This window comes from Amycolatopsis sp. VC5-11 (genome assembly GCF_037034185.1).
In the GTDB taxonomy this organism is placed as follows: domain Bacteria; phylum Actinomycetota; class Actinomycetes; order Mycobacteriales; family Pseudonocardiaceae; genus Amycolatopsis; species Amycolatopsis nivea.
The window spans coordinates 1-20,651 of sequence record NZ_JBAGKF010000017.1; the positions used below are offsets into that span (position 1 = coordinate 1).

Consider the following 20,651-nt stretch of genomic DNA (forward strand, 5'->3'; position numbering starts at 1 on the left):
CCGCCTTGACAAGCACCCCCGAACCGTCAGCACAATCAAGCTTCGGGGTGCCCCACGCACGCCAGAGAGCGATGTCGCCGCCAGGCGACGAGCCCCCAGTCAGTCAGTAACAATCGGAGCCCACTCAGGCCCAGTCTCCCCCAACTTCGGGTCCAGCTTCGTAAACAACGGCGTCGGCTTCGCCAACGGCCGCCCCACCTCGACCGGCTTCGACTCCCACCGAGCCTGCTCCCCGGCATAATCCCCGGTCAAAATAGGATTAACCCGATCCGGCACATCAAGATCCGGAACCTCCTGCAGCTCAGGCTGCGCAGCCCAAACCCCAGTCCCGCCAAGCGCCTCATGCACCTTCTGCGCCGAGTGCGGCAGGAACGGCGTCAGCAACGTATTAGCGTCACTAACCACCTGCAACGCCGTATGCAACACCGCATCCCGCCGATCCGGATCGTCCTTGAGCTTCCAAGGCTCCTGATCCGACAGATACCGGTTAGCCGCCGTAACCACCCGCATCGCCTCAGCCGCAGCCAACTTGAACCGCGACCGCGCAAGATGCCCACCCGCAGTCTCGAACGCCTGCCGAGACAAGGACTTCAACTCCTCATCAGCAGGCGCAGGCGCAGTCGGAGCCGGAATAGCCCCATTGTTCTTGTGCGCCATCGAGATCGACCGGTTGACGAGGTTCCCCCACTCGTTGGCCAGCTCGAAGTTGGTCCGCCGCACGAACTCGTCCCACGTGAAGTCCGTGTCCTGAGTCTCCGGCCCGGCCACCGAGATGAAGTACCGCAGCGCGTCCGGCCCGAACTCGCGCAGGAAGTCGTGCACGTAGATGACCGTGCCCCGCGAAGTCGAGAACTTCGACCCGCTCATGGTCAGGAACTCGCTGGACACGATCTCGTCCGGCAGGTGCAGCTTGCCGTACTTGCCGGGCTCGCCGCCGCGGTCGCCGTCGCCGTTCTGGCCGAGCAGCAGCGCGGGCCAGATCTGGGCGTGGAAGGTGATGTTGTCCTTGCCCATGAAGTAGTAGGCGCGCGCGTCGGGGTTGGCCCACCACTCCTGCCAGGCGTCCGGCGTGCCGTTGCGGCGCGCCCATTCGACGCTGGCGGAGAAGTAGCCGATGACCGCGTCGAACCACACGTAGAACCGCTTGAGCGGCTGGTCGCGCCACCCGTCCAGCGGGATCTTCACGCCCCAGTCGAGGTCGCGGGTGATCGGCCGCGGGCGCATGTCGTCGATCAGGTTCTTGGTGAAGTTGAGGACGTTCGGGCGCCAGTCGGTCTTGGTGCCCAGCCAGTCGCCGAGGGTCTGGGTGAACGCGGGCAGGTCGAGGAAGTAGTGCTCGGTCTCGACGAACTTCGGCGTCTCGCCGTTGATCCGCGACTTCGGGTTGATCAGCTCGGCGGCGTCGAGCTGGTTGCCGCAGTTGTCGCACTGGTCGCCGCGCGCGCCGTCGTAGCCGCAGATCGGGCAGGTGCCCTCGATGTAGCGGTCGGGCAGCGTGCGGCCGGTGGACGGGCTGATCGCGCCGCGGGTGGTCTTCGGGACGACGTAGCCGTTGCGGTTGAGCGCGAGGAAGATCTCCTGCGTGACCGCGGCGTGGTTGCCGGTGGTGGTGCGGGTGAACAGGTCATAGGAGAGGCCGAGGCCCCGCAGGTCCTCGTCGATCTGGCGGGTGTACTTGTCCGCGGTCTGCTGCGGGGTCATCCCCTCTTTGTCCGCCTGGACGGTGATCGGCGTGCCGTGTTCGTCGGTCCCGGACACCATGAGCACCCGGTTGCCGGCCATTCGCTGGTAGCGGGAGAAGACGTCGGACGGGACGCCGAATCCGGACACGTGGCCGATGTGGCGGGGGCCGTTGGCGTAGGGCCAGGCCACCGCGGTCAACACAGGGGTGCTCATACCTGTTTAGCCTACGGATGCGCTCCAGGGCGTTTCCTGGCGGTCGGGGAAGGGAGAGCCGGTGTCGGCGACGCGTCTGCTGGTGCTCGGGGTCGTGCGGATGTTCGGCCGCGCGCACGGCTACCAGGTGCGCCGCGAACTGCTGTCGTGGTCGGCGGACAAGTGGGCGAACGTCCAGCCCGGTTCGATCTACCACGCGCTCAAGAAGATGACCGCCGAGGACCTGCTGGAGAAGATCGACGTCGAACCGGGCGACGGCGGTCCGGACCGGGTCGCCTACCGGCTCACCCCGGACGGCGAGCAGGAGTTCCAGACGCTGCTGGCGAAGGGCTTGTCCGATCCGAGCGCGAGCAACGCGGAGCTGTGCGCGGCGATCAGCCTGATGCCCGCGCTTCCCCGCAGGAACGTGATCAGCCTGCTCCGGCAGAACCTGATCCACTTCGAGGCCGAGGAGCGCCGGTCGCGGCTGGGCCTTGAAGACGACACCTGGAACAAGCCGCCGCACGTGTCCGAGCTGTTCCGGCTGTGGGGCGGGATCGCCAAGGCCAGCCGGGAATGGCTCACCGGGCTGATCACCAGGCTCGAGGCAGGCGAATACGTGATGGCCGACGACCCGGGCTCGGCGTTCGGCCAACCGGCCCAGTAATCAAATTTGACTAACTCGCTCTTGCTCGGGCACAGTGTGCGCGTCAACTAGTCAAGCTTGACTAGTTGATCTTCTTGGGAGGAGAGGGGTTTCCATGATCACGGCACGCGGACTCGAGCGGCGGTTCCGCCGCAAGGGCCGAGCCGGTGGCGAGGTGCACGCGGTGAAGGGGGGTCGACCTCGACGTCGAGGCGGGCGAACTGGTCGGGTTCCTCGGCCCGAACGGGGCGGGCAAGACCACCACGCTGCGCATGCTCACCACCTTGCTGAAACCGACCGCGGGCACGGCCACCGTCGGCGGGCACGACCTGCTCACCGACGCGGCGGGGGTGCGCCGCAACATCGGGTACGTCGCCCAGGGCGGCGGGACCGCGCCCGAATCGCGCGTCGGCGAAGAGCTGGAGCTGCAGGGCAGGCTGTACCGGATGAGCAAGGCCGACGCGATCGCGCGCGGCAAGGTGCTCGCCGGCCAGCTCGACCTGACCGGGCTCGAACAGCGCGCCACGAAGACGCTGTCCGGGGGTCAGCGGCGCAGGCTCGACATCGCCCTGGGCCTGATCCATTCGCCCGGCCTGGTCTTCCTGGACGAACCGTCCACCGGGCTCGACCCGCAGAGCCGGGCGAACCTGTGGGAGCACATCCGGAGGTTGCGCGCCGAGCAGGGCGTCACGATCTTCCTAACCACGCATTACCTCGACGAGGCGGACGCGCTGGCCGACCGGCTGATCGTGATCGACGACGGCCGGATCGTCGCCGACGGGCATCCGGACGCGCTCAAGGAGCAGGTCTCCGGCGACGGCGTCGCGATCGAGGTCGATCCGGAATCCGCCGCGGCCGCTGCGGACCTGGCCCGGCAGCTGCCCGGCGCGCACGAGTTCGCGGTGCGCGAGGGCTCGATCAGGTTCCGGGTGCCGCGCGGCGACACCGCGATGCCGGAACTGCTGCGCGCGCTCGACGCCAAGGAAATCGCGACGACCTCGATGCAGGTCACGCGACCGACCTTGGACGACGTGTTCCTCGCGCTCACCGGCCGGTCGCTGCGCGAAGCCGAGCAGCCCGCGCCGGCGGGACCGGAGGTGCCCGATGCTGCGTGACACCTGGCTGATCTTCCGTCGCGACATGGCGGCCGCGCTGCGGAATCCGGCGTGGCTGCTGATCGGGCTCGCCCAGCCGCTGCTGTACCTGTTCTTCTTCGGCCCACTGCTGGTGAAGTCGCTCAGCGCGCAGGGGATGTCCGAGGTCGACGGCTGGATGGTGCTCACGCCCGCGCTGATCGCGCAGCTGGCGCTGTTCGGCAGTTCGTTCGTGGGCTTCGGGCTGCTGGCCGAGTTCCGGTCCGGCGTGGTCGAGCGGCTGCGCGTCACCCCGGTGCACCGGGCCGCGCTGCTGCTCGGGAAGGTGCTGGCGAACGCGTTGCAGGCGACCGTGCAATCGGTGCTGATCATCCTGCTCGCCTACCTGGTGTTCGACCTGAACGCGCCGTTCAGCGGCGTGCTGCTGAGCCTCGCCATCGTGTTCCTGCTCGCGCTCACGCTGGCGTCGTGCTCCTACGCGCTGGCGCTCACGCTCAAGAGCGAGGAGTCGTTCCCTGCGCTGCTCAACGCGGTGCTCATGCCGTTGCTGCTGCTGTCCGGGATCCTCATCCCGATCACCGCAGGACTGGCTCCGAAGTGGCTGTACACGATCTCGCAGATCAACCCGTTCCGGCACGTGGTCGACGTGGAGCGCAACAGCTTCCGCGGCGACTTCTCGATGGACGCGCTGTTCACCGGCAGCGTGGTCGTGCTGGTCATGGCCGTTTTGGCGATTTGGTGGGGAACGCGCACCTTCCAGCGGGAAAACGCCTGATCAAAGCCCATCGACACGCCGGGAAAGGTCACCCCGCTCCGGAATTCCGGACGTAGGGTGGCCTTTCACCCGTCGTGGGGCTTGCCAGGGGTGCGAGGTGGCGGAACCGGAGAGTGGGCGCGGACTCACGCTCACTCATCGCGAGCAGGTGCTCGACTGGACGGCGGTGCGCGGCGCCGACGTGCGGTTCGCCTCGGTCACGATCAGTGAAAACGTCAACTGGAGCGATCCGGGCGCGGAGCGGATGCTCGCCGCGGCCCAGCACGCGGGCATCCACACCGGGGCCCGGCACTACGCCCGGCCCGGCGCGGTGCACGACCAGGCCGACCATTTCGTCCGGACGGCGAGCAGGCTCGGCGCGTTCGCGCCCGGATCGCTCGCCCCCGCGCTGGAGGTGGATGCGCAGAGCGTCGACGACCGGTTCGTGAAGGCGTGGATCAAGCACGTGCGGCACGCCGCGAAGATCAGCCGGGTGCTCGTGTACGCCGGGCACGACTGCTGGGCGCACCGGCTGCACCCGGACCGCTGGGCCGATTCCGAGGTCGTGCTCTGGCTCGTGCGGCACAACGGCATCCCCGGGCGGCCCGGCTGGTTCCATTCTCGGCTTGGGCTGCACCAGCACGCCTTCGCGCCGGACGTGCCCGGAGTCGACGGACCGGTGGCGCAGGACGCGGTGGTGTATCCGTTCGCCCTGTCCGATGTGCTGCTCTGATCACCTTTTCCGCTGGTCACCGCCGGTTTCCGGCACAATGGCGCGATGCGTTTCCAGCGGCTGCGGACCGACCTGACCCCTTCTCGGGCGCTCGTTCTGCTGTCCGCGTACGCGCGGGCGCACGGCCTGCCCGAACCCGCCGCGGCGTGCGGGAACTGGTTCGGATCGCGCGCGGTGGTGGCGCCGTTCGTGTCGGTGACTCCGCGACCGTTCCCGTCGGCCTTTTCCGCCTCGGGACCCTCGGGCCGGATCGGCGGCGGGTGGTTCGGATTTCTGGCTTACGACCAGGCTGATCCGTCCAGCCGCTCGACCGGGGTTCCGGCGTCGGCCTGGGGCTGGGCGGACCACGTGCTGCGCTGGGACGCGGCGGGAGAGTGTTGGTTCGAGTCGCTCGAAGGCGACGCGGACGCGCAGCTCGCCGTGGTGGAGCGTGCGTTGGCCGGGTCCGCGGAGTTGTCGTGGTCCGCTAGTGCGCTGGACCGGCCGTCCGGGCACGAGCAGGCGGTGAAGGCGTGCGTGCACGAGATCGAGGCGGGCGAACTGTTCCAGGCGAACGTCTGCTCGCGGTTCACCGGGACGTTCGAGGGCTCGCCCGCCGCGCTGTTCGCCGAGGGAGTGCGGCGGCTGGCTCCGCAGCGGGCGGCTTACGTCACCGGTGAATGGGGTTCGGTGGTTTCGCTGTCGCCGGAGCTGTTCCTGGAACGCCACGGCCGCCGCGTGCGGTCGTCGCCGATCAAGGGCACGCTGCCCCGTCGCGGCCCGGCGGACGACGGGAACGCATCGCGGTTGCGGCAGTCGGCGAAGGACGTCGCGGAGAACGTGATGATCACCGACCTGGTGCGCAACGACCTCGGGCGGGTGTGCGAGGTCGGCAGCGTCGTGGTGCCGGAACTACTCGCGGTGCACCCGGCTCCCGGGGTGTGGCATCTGGCGTCCACTGTGGAGGGTGTGCTCGCGAACGGCGGCACCGATGCCGGGCTGCTGGCGGCGACGTTCCCGCCGGGGTCGGTTACCGGGGCGCCGAAGATCCGGGCGCTGGACCTGATCGCTGAGCTGGAACCGACCGCGCGCGGCGTGTACACCGGCGCGGTCGGGTTGCTGTCGCCGTTGGCTGGGCTGGAGTTGAACGTGGCGATCCGGACCTTCGAGATCGCCGAAGGCCGGATCGCGCTGGGGGTCGGCGGCGGGATCACGGCGGACTCGGACAGCGCCGCCGAGTGGCAGGAGTGCCTGCACAAAGCGGCTCCGTTGGAGTCCCTGCTCGCCAGCCCCCGGGAGTGCTAGCGCCGCGGGTCGAGCAGCAGTTTTCCAGTCGTGCCACGGGAACGCAGCGCTTCGTGGGCCTTCCGGGCGTCCGCCAGCGCGTACTCGCCGCCCGCGATCGCGCGGAGCTTCCCGTCCAGCACCATGGTGAACAGATCGGCCAGCGCGGTGCCGAAAACGTTGCCCGGCAAGCGGAACACGTGCGGCAGCCACATCCCGGCGACGGTCGTGCTGTGGCCGAGCAGGTTGCGCAACTCGATCGGCTTCGGCGAGCGGCGGCCGGCCATCCCGTAGAACACCAGACGGCCGAACGGGGCGAGCGCGGCGATGCTCTGGTCGGTCGTCGTGCCGCCGACCATGTCGAGAACGATGTCGACCCGCTTGCCGCCGTTGGCTTCCCGCAGGACTTCGGTCATGTTCTCGGCACGGGAATCGACCGCGACGTCCGCGCCGAGCTCGATCGCCAGCTCGCGCTTTTCCTCGCTGCTCGCGGTCGCGATGACGCGGCCCGCGCCCCACGCGTTCGCCAGCTGCACCGCGATCGACCCGACCCCGCCAGCCGCGGCGTGCACGACGACGGTCTCACCGGGCTCGAGGTGGGCGTTCTTGCGCAGCATGATCCACGCGGTCGCGCCCTGGACCAGCATGGAAAGCGCGTTCAAGTCGTCGACGCCGTCCGGCACCGGGAACGTCATGGCTTCGTCGGCCGCGACGCGCTCGGCGTACCCGCCGCCGTCGTTGAGCAGCGCCACCACGCGCTTGCCGTCCGCCGTGCGCCCGACGACCTCGCCGCCCGGCACGAGCGGCAGTTTGCTCGGGGCGAGATACGAGTTCTCCGCCTGATGCGTATCCGCGTAATTCAGCCCGACGCGGTCGACCTCGATCAGCACCTGCCCCGGCCCGGCCACCGGATCGGGCAGCTCGACCGGCTTCAGCACCTCGGGACCGCCGAACTCGGTCACCTGCACAGCACGCATCTTCGCGGCTCCTCTCGCTCCTCGTGAGACATTCTGCCATATGTCTCATCGATGGAACACTTTCTGCTAACGTCTCACTCATCGACACGCCACTGTCCACCCGAACCTCGCGACCCGACGCCGTCGCGGCGTTCCGCCTCGCCCGCGCCCGGTTCCTCGCCGGAGACCGCGTCGACATGCGCGACCTGGCCGCCGACCTCGGCGTCAGCCGCGCGACCCTGCACCGCTGGGTCGGCAGCCGCGACCACCTGCTGAGCGAAATCCTGTGGGCGGAGACGTCCTCGGTGCTGGATAACGTCAGTTATGCAGGCCGCGGCGGCGACGGCATCGCGGAGGCGATCGGGGCGTTCGTGCGGACGGTCAACGCTTCCTCGCCGTTCCGAGCCTTCCTTCGCCGGGAGCCCGAGCGCGCACTGCGGTTGCTGACGACCAAGGCGAGCTTGGTGCAGTCGCGGACCATCGAGAAGGTGCAGGCGTTGCTGTCCGACGAGGTCGCGGCCGGGCGGCTGGAGTCTCCGTTGCCGGTAGCGGATCTGGCGTACCTGCTGGTGCGGGTCGGCGAGTCGTTCATCTACACCGACGCGATCACCGGCGAGGAGCCGGACGCGGAGAAGGCCTTAATAGCGGCCAAAATGCTGTTGCGCAGTCGCTAAAGTCTTCTGGTGACCGCTGTCCAGGCCATCGCCCGGATCCCCGCCGCTTCGATCGGCGAGCTGGTATCCCATCCGAAACTGCCGCTCGTCGCCGGGATCGACCAGGAGCGGCCCGCGGTGCATCTCTACTACGCCGAGAAAGTGCTTCGCGAAATCGGCGCGGTGGGGGCGGATTCCGCGGAGTACGGGAAGTTCGACCGCTGGCCCGTCGTCGCCTGGCATCCGGAACGGCCGGAACTGGTCGTGCCCGGCAGCGGGGAAACGGTGCGCTGGACCCGGAACGGCACCTCCGTGCTGAATGTCGCCGTCTCTCTCGACGTGGCGTTCAGCCCGGACGGCCAGTCGCTGTGGACGTCGCCGACCCCACCCGAGCGCTACGACCGTTCGGACGTCATCGATCTCGACATCGGGGCCGTCACGCCTGCCCCGATGTGGGACGGCGGCATCGTCGCGCATCCGGCGGGAGGGCTGATCGCCACGAAGCAAAGCGACCAGGGCGCGAGCTTTGTGCTCTTCTCCCGTCCAGGCGACCGGCTGCGGTTCCTGGACCGGGCGCTGATTCTGGAGGCCAACTGCTGGGGCCTTCCGGTCTTCAGCTCCGACGGGCGGTACCTGGCGATTCGCGGCAACACCTACGAACACCAGGTCCTGGTATTCGAGTTCCCTTCGCTGCGCCGAATCCTGAAGACCTCGCTCAAAAAGTATTCCATCTCGTCCCAGCTCGCCATCGCCTTCGGTGCACGGCCCGGCGCGCTGTGGATCGGGACGCCGTCCGGCACCTTGCTGGAGGTGGACGTCGAGCGCGACCGAACCAAGAAGCACAAACTGCTCCGCTCGGCAGTGACCGCGCTGGCCGCGACGTCGAACGGCGACCTCGTGGTCGCCGGAGACGGCGAACTCGCACTGGTGCCCGTTCCTTCTCCCCGCACCGTCGCGGATCCGGCCACCGTCGCCGAGTTCCTTGCCAGCACCAAGGAAATTCCCGACGACGGCCTGACGGAAGACCACGTCGTGCACACCGACGGTGTCGGCACTTGGCGGCCGGAGGAACTGGCCACGATCACTAAAACCGCGCCGGGCGACCCGCACTGGCTGCGGCTTCTAGCCGAAGGCAACGCCCGGAGAAGCTGACTCACTTCCGAGCCGCGAGCACCGCCGCGTAAAGCTCCTTCGTAGACACCCCAGCCGCACCCGCCACCTCGGCCGCCACGGTCTTCAGTCGCTCCCCCGAAGCGACCCGTTCCGCTACCTCCGGCACCAAATCCGACACCGATGCCTGCCGAGGTGCCGCCCCCTCCAGCACCACCGAGATCTCGCCGCGCACCCCGTCCGCTGCCCACTCGGCAAGTTCCGCGAGCGTGCCGCGTTTGACCTCTTCGTACGTCTTCGTCAGCTCCCGGCACACCGCGGCTCGCCGCGAACCGCCCAGTGCGGCGGCAGCGTCCGACAGCAGGGAAGCGATCCGGTGCGGCGATTCGAAGAACACGACAGTCCGGCGTTCGCTCGCCAACTCCGCGAACCACTTCGACCGCTCGCCAGGCTTGCGCGGCGCGAAGCCTTCGAAGCAGAACCGGTCGCACGGCAGCCCGGACAACGCGAGCGCCGTCGTCACCGCCGACGGGCCGGGGAGGCAGGTGATCGGCAGGTCCTCCTCGACGCAGGCGGCCACGAGACGGAAGCCCGGATCGGACACGCTCGGCATCCCGGCGTCGGTCACCACCAGCACCGTCTCGCCCCCGTGCAGTGCCTCCAGCAGCTTCGGCAGCCGGGCGGTCTCGACGTCCTCGTAGAAGCTGACCACCCGCCCGGTGGGCGACACGCCGAGCGCGGAAGCGAGCCCGCGCAGGCGCCGGGTGTCCTCGGCCGCGATCACGTCCGCCGAGCCCAGCGCCTCGATCAGCCGGGCGGACGCGTCGCCGGGATCGCCCAGCGGGGTGGCGGCGAGGACGAGCCGTCCGGGCGCAGAAGTCATGGCAGTCAGCCTAACCAGACGCCACCGGTGGATCAGGCCGTACTATCGGGCCCCGTGACCGCGCTGCTGACCCGTGCCGACGACGAGAGCGTGCGGCCGGACCCGGTCGACGCGCGCCGTCCCCCGACCGACCGCGAAGCCACCCTGCTCGGCCGGGCCATGCCCGGCGACCGGCTGCGCGGCTGGATCGTCACGATCGTGCTGACCGTGATCGGCGGCGTCGTCCGGCTGCAGAACCTTGGCCTGCCCACTGACCACGGCAGTCCCGTCTTCGACGAGAAGCACTACGTGCCCCAGGCCGCGCAGATGCTGCGCAACGGCGGGTACGAGGACAACGCCGGGTACGAGCTGATCGTGCACCCGCCGCTGGCCAAGGACTTCATCGCCTTCGGCGAGTGGCTCTTCGGCTACAACGGCTGGGGCTGGCGGCTGATGTCGGCGGTGGCTGGCACGTTGATCGTGCTCCTCACCGTGCGCGTCGCGCGCCGGCTGACCCGCTCGACGCTGCTCGGCGGCATCGCGGGCGTGCTGGTGATCTGCGACGGCGTGCTGCACCTGCAGTCGCGGATGGGGATGCTGGACATCTTCATCGCGTTCTTCGTGCTCGCCGCGTTCGCCTGCGTGCTCTGCGACCGCGACCAGGTGCGGCAACGGCTGGCCGTCGCGGTGCGCGAGGGCTGGATCGGCGAATCGCAGTGGGGGCCGAAGCTCGGCTTCCGGTGGTGGCGGTTCGCGGCCGGGCTGATGATCGGCCTGACCTTCGGCGTCAAATGGTCGGCGCTGTACTACATCGCGGCGTTCGGCCTGCTCACCGTGTTCTTCGACGTCGCGGCCCGGCGCGCGGCTGGCGTGCGGCGGCCGTGGGTCGGGACGATCCGGCGCGACGTCGCGCCCGCGCTGTGGGCGATCCTGGTCGTGCCGGTGCTGATGTACCTGGCGGCGTACTGGGCGTGGTTCGCCAGCGAGACCGCGACCGACCGGCACTACACCGAGATCAAGAACCTCGACCCGGGCATGTTCGGCTGGATCCCGCCCGCGCTGCGTTCGCTCGGCAGCTACACCGCCAACGTGCTGCATTTCCACGAAACCCTGCTGACGCCCAAGGACAATCCGCATCCGTGGGAGTCGAAGCCGTGGACGTGGCCGATGGGCTTGCGGCCGATGCTCTACTACTACGACGGCGACGTCACCGGCTGCGGCGAATCGCGCTGCCTCGGCGCGACGATGCTGATCGGCACGCCCGCGATGTGGTGGCTGGCGGTCCCGATGCTCGGCTGGGGCCTGTGGCGCTGGTTCTTCCGCGCGGACTGGCGCTACGCCGCCGTGCTCACCGGGTACTTCGCCGGCTACCTGCCCTGGTTCACCAACATCGACCGGCAGATGTACTTCTTCTACGCCACGCCGATGGCCCCGTTCCTCGTGCTCGGGCTGGTGCTGGCGCTCGGGCAGATCCTCGGCAGCGCCAAACGCGGATTCGAACGCCGGGGCACCGGTCTGCTCGTCGTGTCGCTCTACGTCGGGCTGGTGGTCGCGAACTTCGCCTGGCTGTGGCCGATCCTCAACGGAATCCCGATCACGAACGCCCATTGGCAGGCGGAAATGTGGCTGCCTTCGTGGCGCTGAAGTAAGCGCCCGGCGGCAGCCCGACCGCCCGGCGGAAGGCGGCGACGAACGCGCTGGCCGTCGCGTACCCGACCCGGTGCGCGACGGTCGTCATCGGCGTTCCCTTCGCCAGCAACGGCAAGGCCGCGCGCAGCCGGGCTTGCGTGCGCCAGGTCCCGAACGTCATCCGGCAGTCGCGGACGAACGCGCGGGCCAGCGTCCGCTCGCTCGCGCCGACTTCGCGGCCCAGCTCGGCCAGGCTGCGCGAGTCCGCGGGGTCGGCGAGCACCGCGTCGGCGACGTCCCGCGCTCGCGGATCGGCGGGCGCGGGGACCACGATCGGCGCTACGTCCATCGGCTCCAGCAGATCGAACGCGACGGCTTCGGCACGGCGTCGGGCGGCGTCGCTGATTCCGTCCGCGGACAGGTGCTCCAGCAGCTCCCGCAGCAACGGCCGGACGATGACGATTCGCGGGGACGGCCAGTCGACCGGGCACTGTTCGGGATCGGCGTAGATGCCGCGCAGTTCGACGTTCCCGGCCGCGCCGGTGCGATGCCGGACCCCGGCCGGGATCCAGAGCGCGCGCGTGGACGGCAGCACCCACTGCGCGTCGCCGACCATCACCGCGGCGACCCCGCGCGCGGCCCAGACAAGCTGGTGCGCCGGATGTTCGTGCCAGGGGAACCAGGCTCCGGGCGCGATCGGGAGGTCGCCGAGCAGCATCGCGCCGGTTTGACCGTACTGCGACATGAGGTGACAGCCTATCGTCTTCCGGTCAGCCAGGCTCGTCCCTAGCGTCGGGGCCATGCCGATGAACCTGATGCACCGCAAGCTCTGCAGCTCGGAAAAATGGGCCGCCGCGGTCGCCGAGGTGCTGCCGGACTGGCTCGCCCGCTTCGAACTGGGCGACGACGTGCTCGAGATCGGACCGGGTTTCGGGGCCACCACGAGGGTGTTGATCGACGCTCTCCCGCGGCTGACCGCGCTGGAAATCGACCCGGCGTCGACCCGGTTGTTGCAGGCGGAATACGGGGACCAGGCGGACATCGTCGAGGGCAGCGGCGCGGAAATGCCGTTCGAGGACGGCCGGTTCTCCGGGGTCGTGTGCTTCACGATGCTGCACCACGTGCCGACCGACGAACTGCAAGACCGGATCTTCGCGGAGGCGTTCCGGGTGCTGCGGCCCGGCGGCATCTATTGCGGCGTGGACAGCCAGCTCAGCTTCGGATTCCGGCTTCTGCACCTTGGGGACACGATGAACGTCCTCGACGCGGGCACGCTGCCGGGACGGCTGGCGGCGGCCGGGTTTGAGCAGGTGCGGGTGGGGATCGAGCGCAAGCGACTGGAGTTTTCCGCGGTGAAGCCGTCGTGAGTGGCGACGCCGGTTAGAACCGGCTTAGCCGCTCACGAGACTCAGCGGGACGACCGGCGCGGCACGATCTGCGTGACCGGCCCGTCCAGTGCCTTGCCCTGCCTGCTCAGCCAGCCGTCGACCTCGCGCCGCACCGAGTTCAGTGTCGGGCGGCGGCGCGGCTCCGGGTCCAGCGACGCCGCCAGGATCCGGGCGTGCACCGAACGCTGCGGCAGGTGCGTGACCGGATCGGCTCGCGCCGCGGCCATCAGCGCGGCCATCGGCGTCTCGCGGGTGCCGCGCGGCGGCTGGCCGGACAGCGCGTAGCTGACCGTGGCGGCGAGCTGCCAGGCGTCCGACGCCGGGCTCGCCGGGGAACCCATCGCCTGCTCCGGGGCGACGAAATCGGGCGTGCCGATCATCATCCCGGTGGCGGTCATCTTCGAGTCGCCCTGGCTGCGGGCGATTCCGAAGTCGATGAGGTGCGCGATGCCCGCCGGGTCGAGGATGACGTTGGACGGCTTCACATCGCGATGCAGCACGCCCCGCTCGTGCGCGGCGACCAGCGCGCCCGCCATCGTGGACCACAGTCGGCCGGCGGCGACGTCGTCGATCGGGCCCTGTCCGTCGACCACCTCGGCGAGCGGGCGGCCCTGCAGGTACTCCATGACGAGCGCGAGCCCGTCCGGCTCCTCGACCAGGTCGTACACGCGGACGCAGTTGGGGTGGTTCACCACGGCCAGCGCCCGCGCCTCGCGCTGCATGCGCTCCTCGGTGTCGCGGTCGGGCGCGTGCGCGATCTTGAGCGCGACAGTGCGGTTGAGCTGCGTGTCGACGGCTTCCCAGACAGTGCCGAACCCGCCGTGCCCGAGCTGGCGGACGCGCCGGTACCGGCTGCTGCCCGCGTTGCGCGAACCGGGCGGCGGCGGGATCGCGCCGGGCGCGGCGGCCAGCATCCCGGCGGGCGGCGGCTCCGGAGCGGACGCCAGCGCGGTGGCCGGGTACTGCTTGTTCTGCGGCGGCGGAGGCGGCGGCAACTGCTCCCGGCGCGGCGGAGGCGGCGCGGCGGGCGGTTCGTCGCGGCGCGGCTCCGGCCGGTTGATCACCGACCACGGCGGCGGGCCGACCAGCGCGACCGGGATCAGTCCCAGGATGCTGAACGGCAGGAATCCGAGCCAGAAGTGCACGGCGGTGTTGGCCGACATGCCCGAGCTCGCGACCGCCATGACCACGAAGGGAATCCAGAAGAACCGCGACGGCCACTTCGGCCCGCGGCGGAACGCGGTGCGCGCCTGCAGCATCACGAACAGCAGCGAGCCGACCGGCAGCACGGTGAAGGCGAGCAGGTACAGCGCGTACGACAGCTTGAGGCCGCGCGGGTAGAAGAGCGTCTCGAAGACGTTCGGCCCGCCGCCGAGGTAGGTCTTCTGCACGCCGATGAACGAGCAGTAGTTCGTGCTCAGCTTGGCGGTTTCGGAGGCGGACAGCCCGCTCACGCCGCCCGCGTTGGCCGCGCGGAAGGTTTCCGAGATGCCCGAGGCCATCAGCCACGGCAGCACCAGCACGCTGACCACGCCGATGAGCCCGAACACGGTGAGCGTCGTCGCGTCGTACCGGTTGCCGGTCCCCTTGCGGACGATCGCCACGATCAGCGCCCCGGCCGCCGGGAAGAGCGCGACGAGCGCACCCGCTGTGGTCGTCGCCCACACCCAGTCGCCGGGGCAGAACCCCGGGCCGAACAAGGTGTGCGCGAGCGAGAGCAGCGCGCTCGCGATTCCGCTCACCGGCTGGTTCCCCTCACTGTCAGTGTCGTCTTGGTGCCGCTGCGCGGCTGTTCCCCACGGTCCAGCTTAGGACGCACACGGCCTTCGCGGGGTTGCCGGGTCGCGCCGGGATCGTGATCCACTGCATCGTTCTCGCCTGACCTCGCTGACCTGCGTTCCGCCGGGGGAAAGGCCATCATGAGGGCAGATTCGGCCGTCGGAAGTCAAAGGAGACCTCGTGGGCGCGTACACCGAGACGTATCGACGCAGTCTGGACGACCCCGAGCGGTTCTGGCTCGAAGCGGCCCGGGCGATCGACTGGACGCAGCGGCCCACCCGCGCGCTCGACTCGTCCGCCGCGCCGTTCTACCGCTGGTATCCCGACGGGGAGCTGAACACCTCCTACAACGCGCTCGACCGGCACGCGGACGGCGGCCGCGGCGCGCAGGACGCGCTGATCTGGGATTCGCCGGTCACCGGCCGCAAACGCCGCTACACCTATGCCGAGTTGCGGGACGAGGTCGCGACCTTCGCCGGCGCGCTCGCGTCGCTCGGGGTGACCCGCGGCGACCGCGTGATCCTTTACCTGCCGATGATCCCGCAGGCCGTCATCGCGATGCTCGCCTGCGCGCGGATCGGCGCGGTGCACTCCGTGGTGTTCGGCGGGTTCGCGCCGAAGGAACTGGCCGCGCGGATCGAGGACGCCAAGCCGAAGCTGATCCTCGCCGCGTCGTGCGGGATCGAGCCGACGCGGGTGGTCGAGTACAAGCCGATCATCGACGCCGCTCTCGAGACCACCGAGCACCAGCCGGACCACGTCGTGGTGTTCCAGCGCGAGCAAGCGCGCGCGGAACTGTCCGGCGCCGACCTCGACTGGACCGAACTCGTCGCCGACGCCGACCCGGTCGATCCGGTTCCGGTGAAGGCGACCGACCCGCTGTACATCCTCTACACGTCCGGCACCACCGGGCGGCCGAAGGGCGTGGTCCGCGACGCGGGCGGGCACGCGGTCGCGCTGGCGTGGTCGATGGGCGCGCTGTACGACGTCCACGCCGGGGACGTCTGGTGGACGGCGTCCGACGTCGGCTGGGTCGTCGGGCATTCGTACATCGTCTACGCGCCGCTGCTGGTCGGCGCGACAACCGTGCTGTACGAAGGAAAACCCGTCGGGACCCCGGACGCGGGCGCGTTCTGGCGGGTCATCTCCGAGCACGGCGTGCAGGCGCTGTTCACCGCGCCGACGGCGTTGCGCGCGGTCAAGAAGGTGGACCCGGACGCGGACGAGCTCAAGAAGTACGACCTGTCGCGGTTCCGCACCCTGTTCATGGCGGGCGAGCGGCTCGACCCGGAGACCTACCACTGGGCGCACGACATCCTCGGCACGCCGGTCGTCGACCACTGGTGGCAGACCGAAACCGGCTGGCCGATCGCGGCGAACCCGCGCGGGCTCGAACCGATGCCGGTCAAACCCGGGTCGGCGACGAAACCGGTGCCCGGCTGGGACGTGCGCATCCTCGACCAGGCGGGCGAAGAACTCCCGGCGGGCCGCGAGGGCGCGATCACGCTGAAACTGCCGCTGCCGCCGGGCTCGCTGCCGACGCTGTGGGGCGACGACGAGCGCTACCGCGAGGCGTACCTGTCGCGCTACCCCGGCTACTACCTGACCGGCGATTCGGGCTACCTCGACGAGGACGGCTACCTGTTCGTCATGGGCCGCACCGACGACGTGATCAACGTGGCCGGACACCGCCTGTCGACCGGCTCGATGGAAGCCGTGCTGGCCTCGCACCCGGCGGTCGCGGAGTGCGCGGTGATCGGGGTCGCGGACCAGCTGAAGGGGCAGGTGCCGCGTGGTTTCGTCGTGCTGAAGTCCGGGGTGGACGTGCCTGAGGAGCAGTTGCGGGACGAACTGGTGGCGCTGGTTCGCCGGGACATCGGGCCGGTGGCGGCGTTCCGGGACGTCTCGGTGGTCAGCGCGTTGCCGAAGACGCGCTCGGGGAAGATCCTGCGCAAGACGATGCGCGGGATCGCGGACGGACGCGACGAGGTGATTCCGTCGACCATCGAGGACCCGTCGGTGCTCGACGCTTTGCGGGCGATTCTGCGACCCTGAGGACCGACACGGAGAGGTTTTCTCAGCAGCGCGGTGTGTGGCGGGTTCGCGGTGGCGGTGTTTGCCGGGCGCTGCGGGCACCGGCCGCCGAGCCGCGCCGGACGGTTTCACTCCCGCTGAGTCCGTGAAGGGCTCCTTGAGGGAATCTGATTCCCGCAAGGAGCCCTTCACGGACTTCGCCAGCGCGTGCCAGCCCCACGAGCGCGGTGCGTGAAGCTGTCCCTAGCCGATGGGCGGGACCCGCCGCACACCACAGCTGCTGAAAACCCCCAATGCGGCATTGGGTGCATGCGACGCACCCAATGCGGCGTTCGGTGCGTCCAGCGCACCCAATGCGGCATTGGGGCGCCGCAGGCATCCCGGCGAACGGGACATCAGGTGCCAGCCGACCCTTTCGGGCGTTGTCAGCCCGCCCGGAGTGGTCTATACCTCTTGGAGTCCGCCTTCTCCGCGACGCGACCGGAGGTATGCCGTGAGGAAGACCCTGTCCAGGGCCGTGCTTGGGGTGACCGTGCTCGGGCTCGCCGCGGTGGGAGTGCCCGGGCCGGCCGCGGCGAGTCCCGCGCCCAGTGAACGGCAGGTCACCGACCTCGTACCGGTCCCGGTGCATGCCGTGGCGAAGGCGGACGCCACCTTCCGGCTCACTCCGCTGACGGTGATCCGCGCCGGGCACGGCACCGGCGACGTCGCCGGGTACCTGCGCGGCCTGTTGCGGCCCGCGACCGGGTTCCCGCTGCCGGTCGTCCCGGTGAGTCCGGGGCTGTCCGCGATCTCGCTCGACCTCGGCCACGCCGACCCGCGCGTCGGCGACGAGGGGTATCAGCTCGACGTCTCGAAGAACGGCGTCCGGCTGCGCGCCAACACCTCCGCCGGGCTGTTCACCGGCGTCCAGTCGCTGCGGCAGCTGCTGCCGTCGGCGATCGAGGCGAAGACCGTGCAGCACCGCGCGTGGACGATCGCCGGCGGCAGCGTCCTCGACTACCCGCGCTTCGCCCACCGCGGCGCGATGCTCGACGTCGCGCGGCATTTCTTCACGCCGACGCAGGTGAAGAAATACATCGACCAGATCGTCCAGTACAAGATCAACACGCTGCACCTGCACCTCAGCGACGACCAGGGCTGGCGCATCGAGATCAAGAGCTGGCCGCGCCTGGCGACCGAAGGCGGCAAGACCGCGGCCTACGGCGACCCGGGCGGTTACTACACGCAGGAGCAGTACCGCGACATCGTCGCCTACGCCGCGAGCCGGCACGTGACGGTCGTGCCGGAGATCGACATGCCCGGACACACGAACGCCGCCCAGTCGGTGTACGCGGAGCTGAACTGCGACGGCGTCGCGGTCCCGCCGCGCACCGACATCGAGGTCGGCTACAGCTCGCTGTGCATCAATTCGCCCACCACGTACCGATTCGTGGAGGACGTGATCCGCGAACTCGCCGCGATCACGCCCGGAAAGTACATCGGCATCGGCGGCGACGAAGCACATTCGACGCCCGCCGCGGACTACAAAACCTTCTACGAGAAGGTAAGCCCGATGGTCGCGAAGTACGGCAAGCTGATCACCGGCTGGCACGAAATCGCGAAGACTCCGTTGCCGACGTCCGCCGTGCCGCAGTACTGGGACCAGGGCGGCCCGAACGAGGACGTGGCCGCCGCCGCGGTGCGCGGGAACAAGTTCGTCATGTCGCCCGCCAACCACGCGTATCTCGACATGAAGTACACGGAATCGACGAAACTGGGCCAGGATTGGGCCGGTCTGGTCGAAGTCCGCGACGCCTACGAATGGGACCCGGCGACGCTCGTTCCCGGGGTCGAGGAGAAGTCCGTGGCCGGGGTTGAAGCTCCACTGTGGACGGAAACCATCCGGACCAACGACGACATCGAGTACATGGCCTTCCCGCGCCTGCCCGGCGTCGCGGAAATCGGCTGGTCGCCGCGAGCGTCCCGCACCTGGGACGGCTACCGGGACCGCATCGCCAAGCAGGCGCCGCGCTGGGAAGCCCAGGGAATCGACTTCTACCGCTCACCCCAGGTCGACTGGAAGTAACCCCTTCGCCCGGTCCACTTTGGACTTAATCCCGTTGCGATAGCTTTCGGGCAGCGCGGTCGACGTCAGCACGCGCTCGGCCAGCTCCAGCATCGGCGCCGGGTCGGGCAACTGCGCGTAATTCGCCGAAGCGACCAGGAAGGTCTCCGCGACGGTCGGCCCCTCGGCCCGCTCCACGACCTCGAGCGGACCGGCCGTCGGGACCGTGCCCGGCCGCAGCACGCGCAGGTACCAGCCGCAGCGATTCGTGCTGATCATCGCGGGAACGACGTCCTTGCGCCCGGTCCGCATGGCGAGCTTGAAGCACGGGTGGCGCGGCTGGGCGATCTGCACGAGTGCTTCGCCCCAGGCCCAGACGTCGCCGATCCGCGCGTCGGTCTCGAGCGCGCCTTCGACGGACAGGTTCTCGCCGAAGTCACCGTGCGCCACGGAGTACCCCTCGGAGGTCCACACCGGGTAGTGCTCGATCGGGTAGACGTAGACGGCTTTGTCGGGCCCGCCGTGCACCGAAAGGTCGGCCTGACGGTCACCGGAGAGGTTGAGTTCGGACAGTGCCAGCTCTGGAGTGGCGACCCGGGTTTTCCGGATGGCGCTCAGAACGGGCTGGTCCCGCTGGTGGCCGAGGACGGTCGGCTCGCCTGCGTAGACGTCTTTCAGCGACAGCATGGGATGAACCTAGCAAGGGGCCCCGACTATTTCGACGGGTCCGGGAAGCCAGAGGTCAGACTGCGCGCGTAGACCGTCTCCTCGATGCCCGGCTTCACGAAAACCGAAAACTTCGCGTGGTACGGCGTCTCGAGGCGGGTGTACAGGTCCGCCTTCGCCTCGGGATCGTAGGTCCAGCCGAACTGCCGCATCTCGTCCGCGTCGAACGGAGGCCGCGGCTCGGGGTCGCTGACCGGCCACTTGCGGGTCGGGTTCGCCGGATCGTCGCCGTACTGCTTCAGGAACTTGTCCACGCAGGACTTCGACGCGACGAAGGCGAAGGCGAGCCGTTCGGTGAGCCTGGGCTGGACGTCGAAATGGAACTCCTTGACCGGACAGGACGGCAGCGTCATCTGGAACCTGGCGGAGGCCTCTTCCCAGCTGACGCCGTCCTCACTGCCCGGATACGCCCGCGGGTCCGGCTGGCCACCGCATCCGGCGACTACCGCGACGGAAAAGAGAATCGCGGCTATCGATTTCTTTGTCATTTTCCCTGCGGCGATTACTAGTTCGGGTAACCGGTCGTCAGACTATAGGCGTACACCGTCTCCTCGGCACCCTGTTTGACGAACACCCAGAACGACGAGCCATTCGGTGTCCGGAAACCGTGGTACAGAGCGGAGCGCTGCTTCAAGTCATAGGTCCAGCCGTATCGCTCCGACTTGTCCGCTCCGAACGGCGGAAAGTTGTCGTCCCGAGGCCATTTCAGCCCCGGGTGAGCAGGGTCCGCACCGTACTTCGTCAAAAAGCCGTCCACGCAGGACTTCGCGGCCTCGAAAGTGAAAATGAGGTGGTCCCGAAGCCGGGGCTGCACGTCGAACCGGAAAGCCTTGGTCGGACACGACGGCAACGCGATCGCGTACCGCGCAGCAGCCTCTTCCCAGCTCACTCCGTCCTCGCTGCCGGGATACGCCCGAGGATCCGGCGGCCCGCTACACCCGGCCGCCACCAGGGCGAGAAGAACGACAACAGCAGACTTCTTCAACACTTCTTCTCGCAGAAATCAGTCAACCCCCGAACCACAAGGAAGCTTAATGGCGCGCTCAACCAGCCGTCAACAAACAAACGGCGACACCCGGTGAGCGGGAAACACTCACCGGGC

General features: G+C 69.3%; 18 protein-coding genes and 1 pseudogene. 11 read left to right on the top strand and 8 right to left on the bottom strand.

Annotated features, from left to right (window positions below; genetic code table 11):
- Window positions 1-99 precede the first annotated feature (99 nt).
- Window positions 100-1,896: a methionine--tRNA ligase gene (gene metG / locus WA670_RS35200; RefSeq protein WP_037811198.1), complete on the bottom strand. Its 1,797-nt coding sequence runs from the start codon at window positions 1,894-1,896 to the stop codon at window positions 100-102.
- A gap of 61 nt (window positions 1,897-1,957) precedes the next feature.
- On the opposite strand from metG, the gene WA670_RS35205 reads away from it, so the two are divergent.
- The 5 genes and pseudogenes from WA670_RS35205 to WA670_RS35225 all read left to right on the top strand — a co-directional run bounded on the left by WA670_RS35205 (window position 1,958) and on the right by WA670_RS35225 (window position 6,386).
- Window positions 1,958-2,542, top strand: coding sequence for a PadR family transcriptional regulator (locus WA670_RS35205; RefSeq protein WP_037811196.1), 585 nt, complete (start codon window positions 1,958-1,960; stop codon window positions 2,540-2,542).
- 94 nt (window positions 2,543-2,636) lie between these two features.
- Window positions 2,637-3,636 (top strand): annotated as a pseudogene (locus WA670_RS35210) (ATP-binding cassette domain-containing protein).
- Complete coding sequence (locus WA670_RS35215) at window positions 3,626-4,390, top strand: ABC transporter permease (RefSeq protein ID WP_037811192.1); 765 nt, start codon at window positions 3,626-3,628, stop codon at window positions 4,388-4,390. Before WA670_RS35210 ends, WA670_RS35215 begins: the two are co-directional and overlap by 11 nt.
- A gap of 97 nt (window positions 4,391-4,487) precedes the next feature.
- Window positions 4,488-5,102: a glycoside hydrolase family 25 protein gene (locus WA670_RS35220; RefSeq protein ID WP_037811190.1), complete on the top strand. Its 615-nt coding sequence runs from the start codon at window positions 4,488-4,490 to the stop codon at window positions 5,100-5,102.
- A 45-nt stretch (window positions 5,103-5,147) separates the two neighbouring features.
- Window positions 5,148-6,386: an aminodeoxychorismate synthase component I gene (locus WA670_RS35225; RefSeq protein WP_336160554.1), complete on the top strand. Its 1,239-nt coding sequence runs from the start codon at window positions 5,148-5,150 to the stop codon at window positions 6,384-6,386.
- On the opposite strand, the gene WA670_RS35230 is transcribed toward WA670_RS35225, so the two are convergent.
- Entirely contained in the window at window positions 6,383-7,342 is a 960-nt protein-coding gene (locus tag WA670_RS35230) for a quinone oxidoreductase family protein (protein ID WP_037811187.1), read from the bottom strand. The genes WA670_RS35225 and WA670_RS35230 overlap by 4 nt on opposite strands.
- A 176-nt stretch (window positions 7,343-7,518) precedes the next feature.
- Here WA670_RS35230 and WA670_RS35235 point away from each other — a divergent pair, with 176 nt between their 5' ends.
- Together WA670_RS35235 and WA670_RS35240 are read left to right on the top strand one after the other, a co-directional pair.
- Complete coding sequence (locus tag WA670_RS35235) at window positions 7,519-7,995, top strand: QsdR family transcriptional regulator (protein WP_134665088.1); 477 nt, start codon at window positions 7,519-7,521, stop codon at window positions 7,993-7,995.
- A 9-nt stretch (window positions 7,996-8,004) separates the two neighbouring features.
- Window positions 8,005-9,126, top strand: a complete 1,122-nt coding sequence (locus WA670_RS35240; protein ID WP_336160556.1) for a hypothetical protein — start codon at window positions 8,005-8,007, stop codon at window positions 9,124-9,126.
- A gap of 1 nt (window position 9,127) precedes the next feature.
- Here WA670_RS35240 and rsmI read toward each other — a convergent pair whose 3' ends face one another.
- The gene (gene rsmI / locus WA670_RS35245) at window positions 9,128-9,967 is read right to left on the bottom strand and encodes a 16S rRNA (cytidine(1402)-2'-O)-methyltransferase (RefSeq protein ID WP_336160558.1); all 840 of its coding nucleotides are present in this window, start codon (window positions 9,965-9,967) and stop codon (window positions 9,128-9,130) included.
- Between the two features lie 54 nt (window positions 9,968-10,021).
- Here rsmI and WA670_RS35250 point away from each other — a divergent pair, with 54 nt between their 5' ends.
- On the top strand, window positions 10,022-11,590 hold the full coding sequence (locus tag WA670_RS35250; protein ID WP_336160560.1) for a dolichyl-phosphate-mannose--protein mannosyltransferase: 1,569 nt from the start codon (window positions 10,022-10,024) through the stop codon (window positions 11,588-11,590).
- Here the strand turns inward: WA670_RS35250 and WA670_RS35255 are convergent.
- Window positions 11,541-12,320, bottom strand: coding sequence for an AraC family transcriptional regulator (locus tag WA670_RS35255; RefSeq protein WP_336160562.1), 780 nt, complete (start codon window positions 12,318-12,320; stop codon window positions 11,541-11,543). The genes WA670_RS35250 and WA670_RS35255 overlap by 50 nt on opposite strands.
- Before the next feature lie 55 nt (window positions 12,321-12,375).
- Here WA670_RS35255 and WA670_RS35260 point away from each other — a divergent pair, with 55 nt between their 5' ends.
- Window positions 12,376-12,942 (top strand): class I SAM-dependent methyltransferase, encoded by a 567-nt coding sequence (locus WA670_RS35260; protein ID WP_336160564.1) that lies wholly within the window; start codon window positions 12,376-12,378, stop codon window positions 12,940-12,942.
- Window positions 12,943-12,983: 41 nt separating this feature from the next.
- Here the strand turns inward: WA670_RS35260 and WA670_RS35265 are convergent, their stop codons facing one another.
- A complete protein-coding gene (locus WA670_RS35265) occupies window positions 12,984-14,705 on the bottom strand; it encodes a serine/threonine-protein kinase (protein ID WP_037811181.1) in 1,722 nt (573 codons plus the stop codon).
- A gap of 217 nt (window positions 14,706-14,922) precedes the next feature.
- Between WA670_RS35265 and WA670_RS35270 the strand changes: the two genes are divergently transcribed.
- Together WA670_RS35270 and WA670_RS35275 are read left to right on the top strand one after the other, a co-directional pair.
- A complete protein-coding gene (locus tag WA670_RS35270) occupies window positions 14,923-16,797 on the top strand; it encodes a propionyl-CoA synthetase (RefSeq protein WP_336160567.1) in 1,875 nt (624 codons plus the stop codon).
- Between the two features lie 472 nt (window positions 16,798-17,269).
- The gene (locus WA670_RS35275) at window positions 17,270-18,844 is read left to right on the top strand and encodes a beta-N-acetylhexosaminidase (protein ID WP_336160569.1); all 1,575 of its coding nucleotides are present in this window, start codon (window positions 17,270-17,272) and stop codon (window positions 18,842-18,844) included.
- On the opposite strand, the gene WA670_RS35280 is transcribed toward WA670_RS35275, so the two are convergent.
- Genes WA670_RS35280 through WA670_RS35290 form a run of 3 tightly spaced genes read right to left on the bottom strand, consistent with a single transcriptional unit; the run spans window position 18,821 to window position 20,534 of the window.
- Window positions 18,821-19,510, bottom strand: coding sequence for an MOSC domain-containing protein (locus tag WA670_RS35280; RefSeq protein ID WP_336160570.1), 690 nt, complete (start codon window positions 19,508-19,510; stop codon window positions 18,821-18,823). The two genes, WA670_RS35275 and WA670_RS35280, sit on opposite strands and share 24 nt — an antisense overlap.
- A gap of 26 nt (window positions 19,511-19,536) precedes the next feature.
- Window positions 19,537-20,037, bottom strand: a complete 501-nt coding sequence (locus WA670_RS35285) for a hypothetical protein (RefSeq protein ID WP_336160572.1) — start codon at window positions 20,035-20,037, stop codon at window positions 19,537-19,539.
- Between the two features lie 17 nt (window positions 20,038-20,054).
- Window positions 20,055-20,534: a hypothetical protein gene (locus WA670_RS35290; RefSeq protein ID WP_336160573.1), complete on the bottom strand. Its 480-nt coding sequence runs from the start codon at window positions 20,532-20,534 to the stop codon at window positions 20,055-20,057.
- Between the last annotated feature and the right edge of the window lie 117 nt (window positions 20,535-20,651).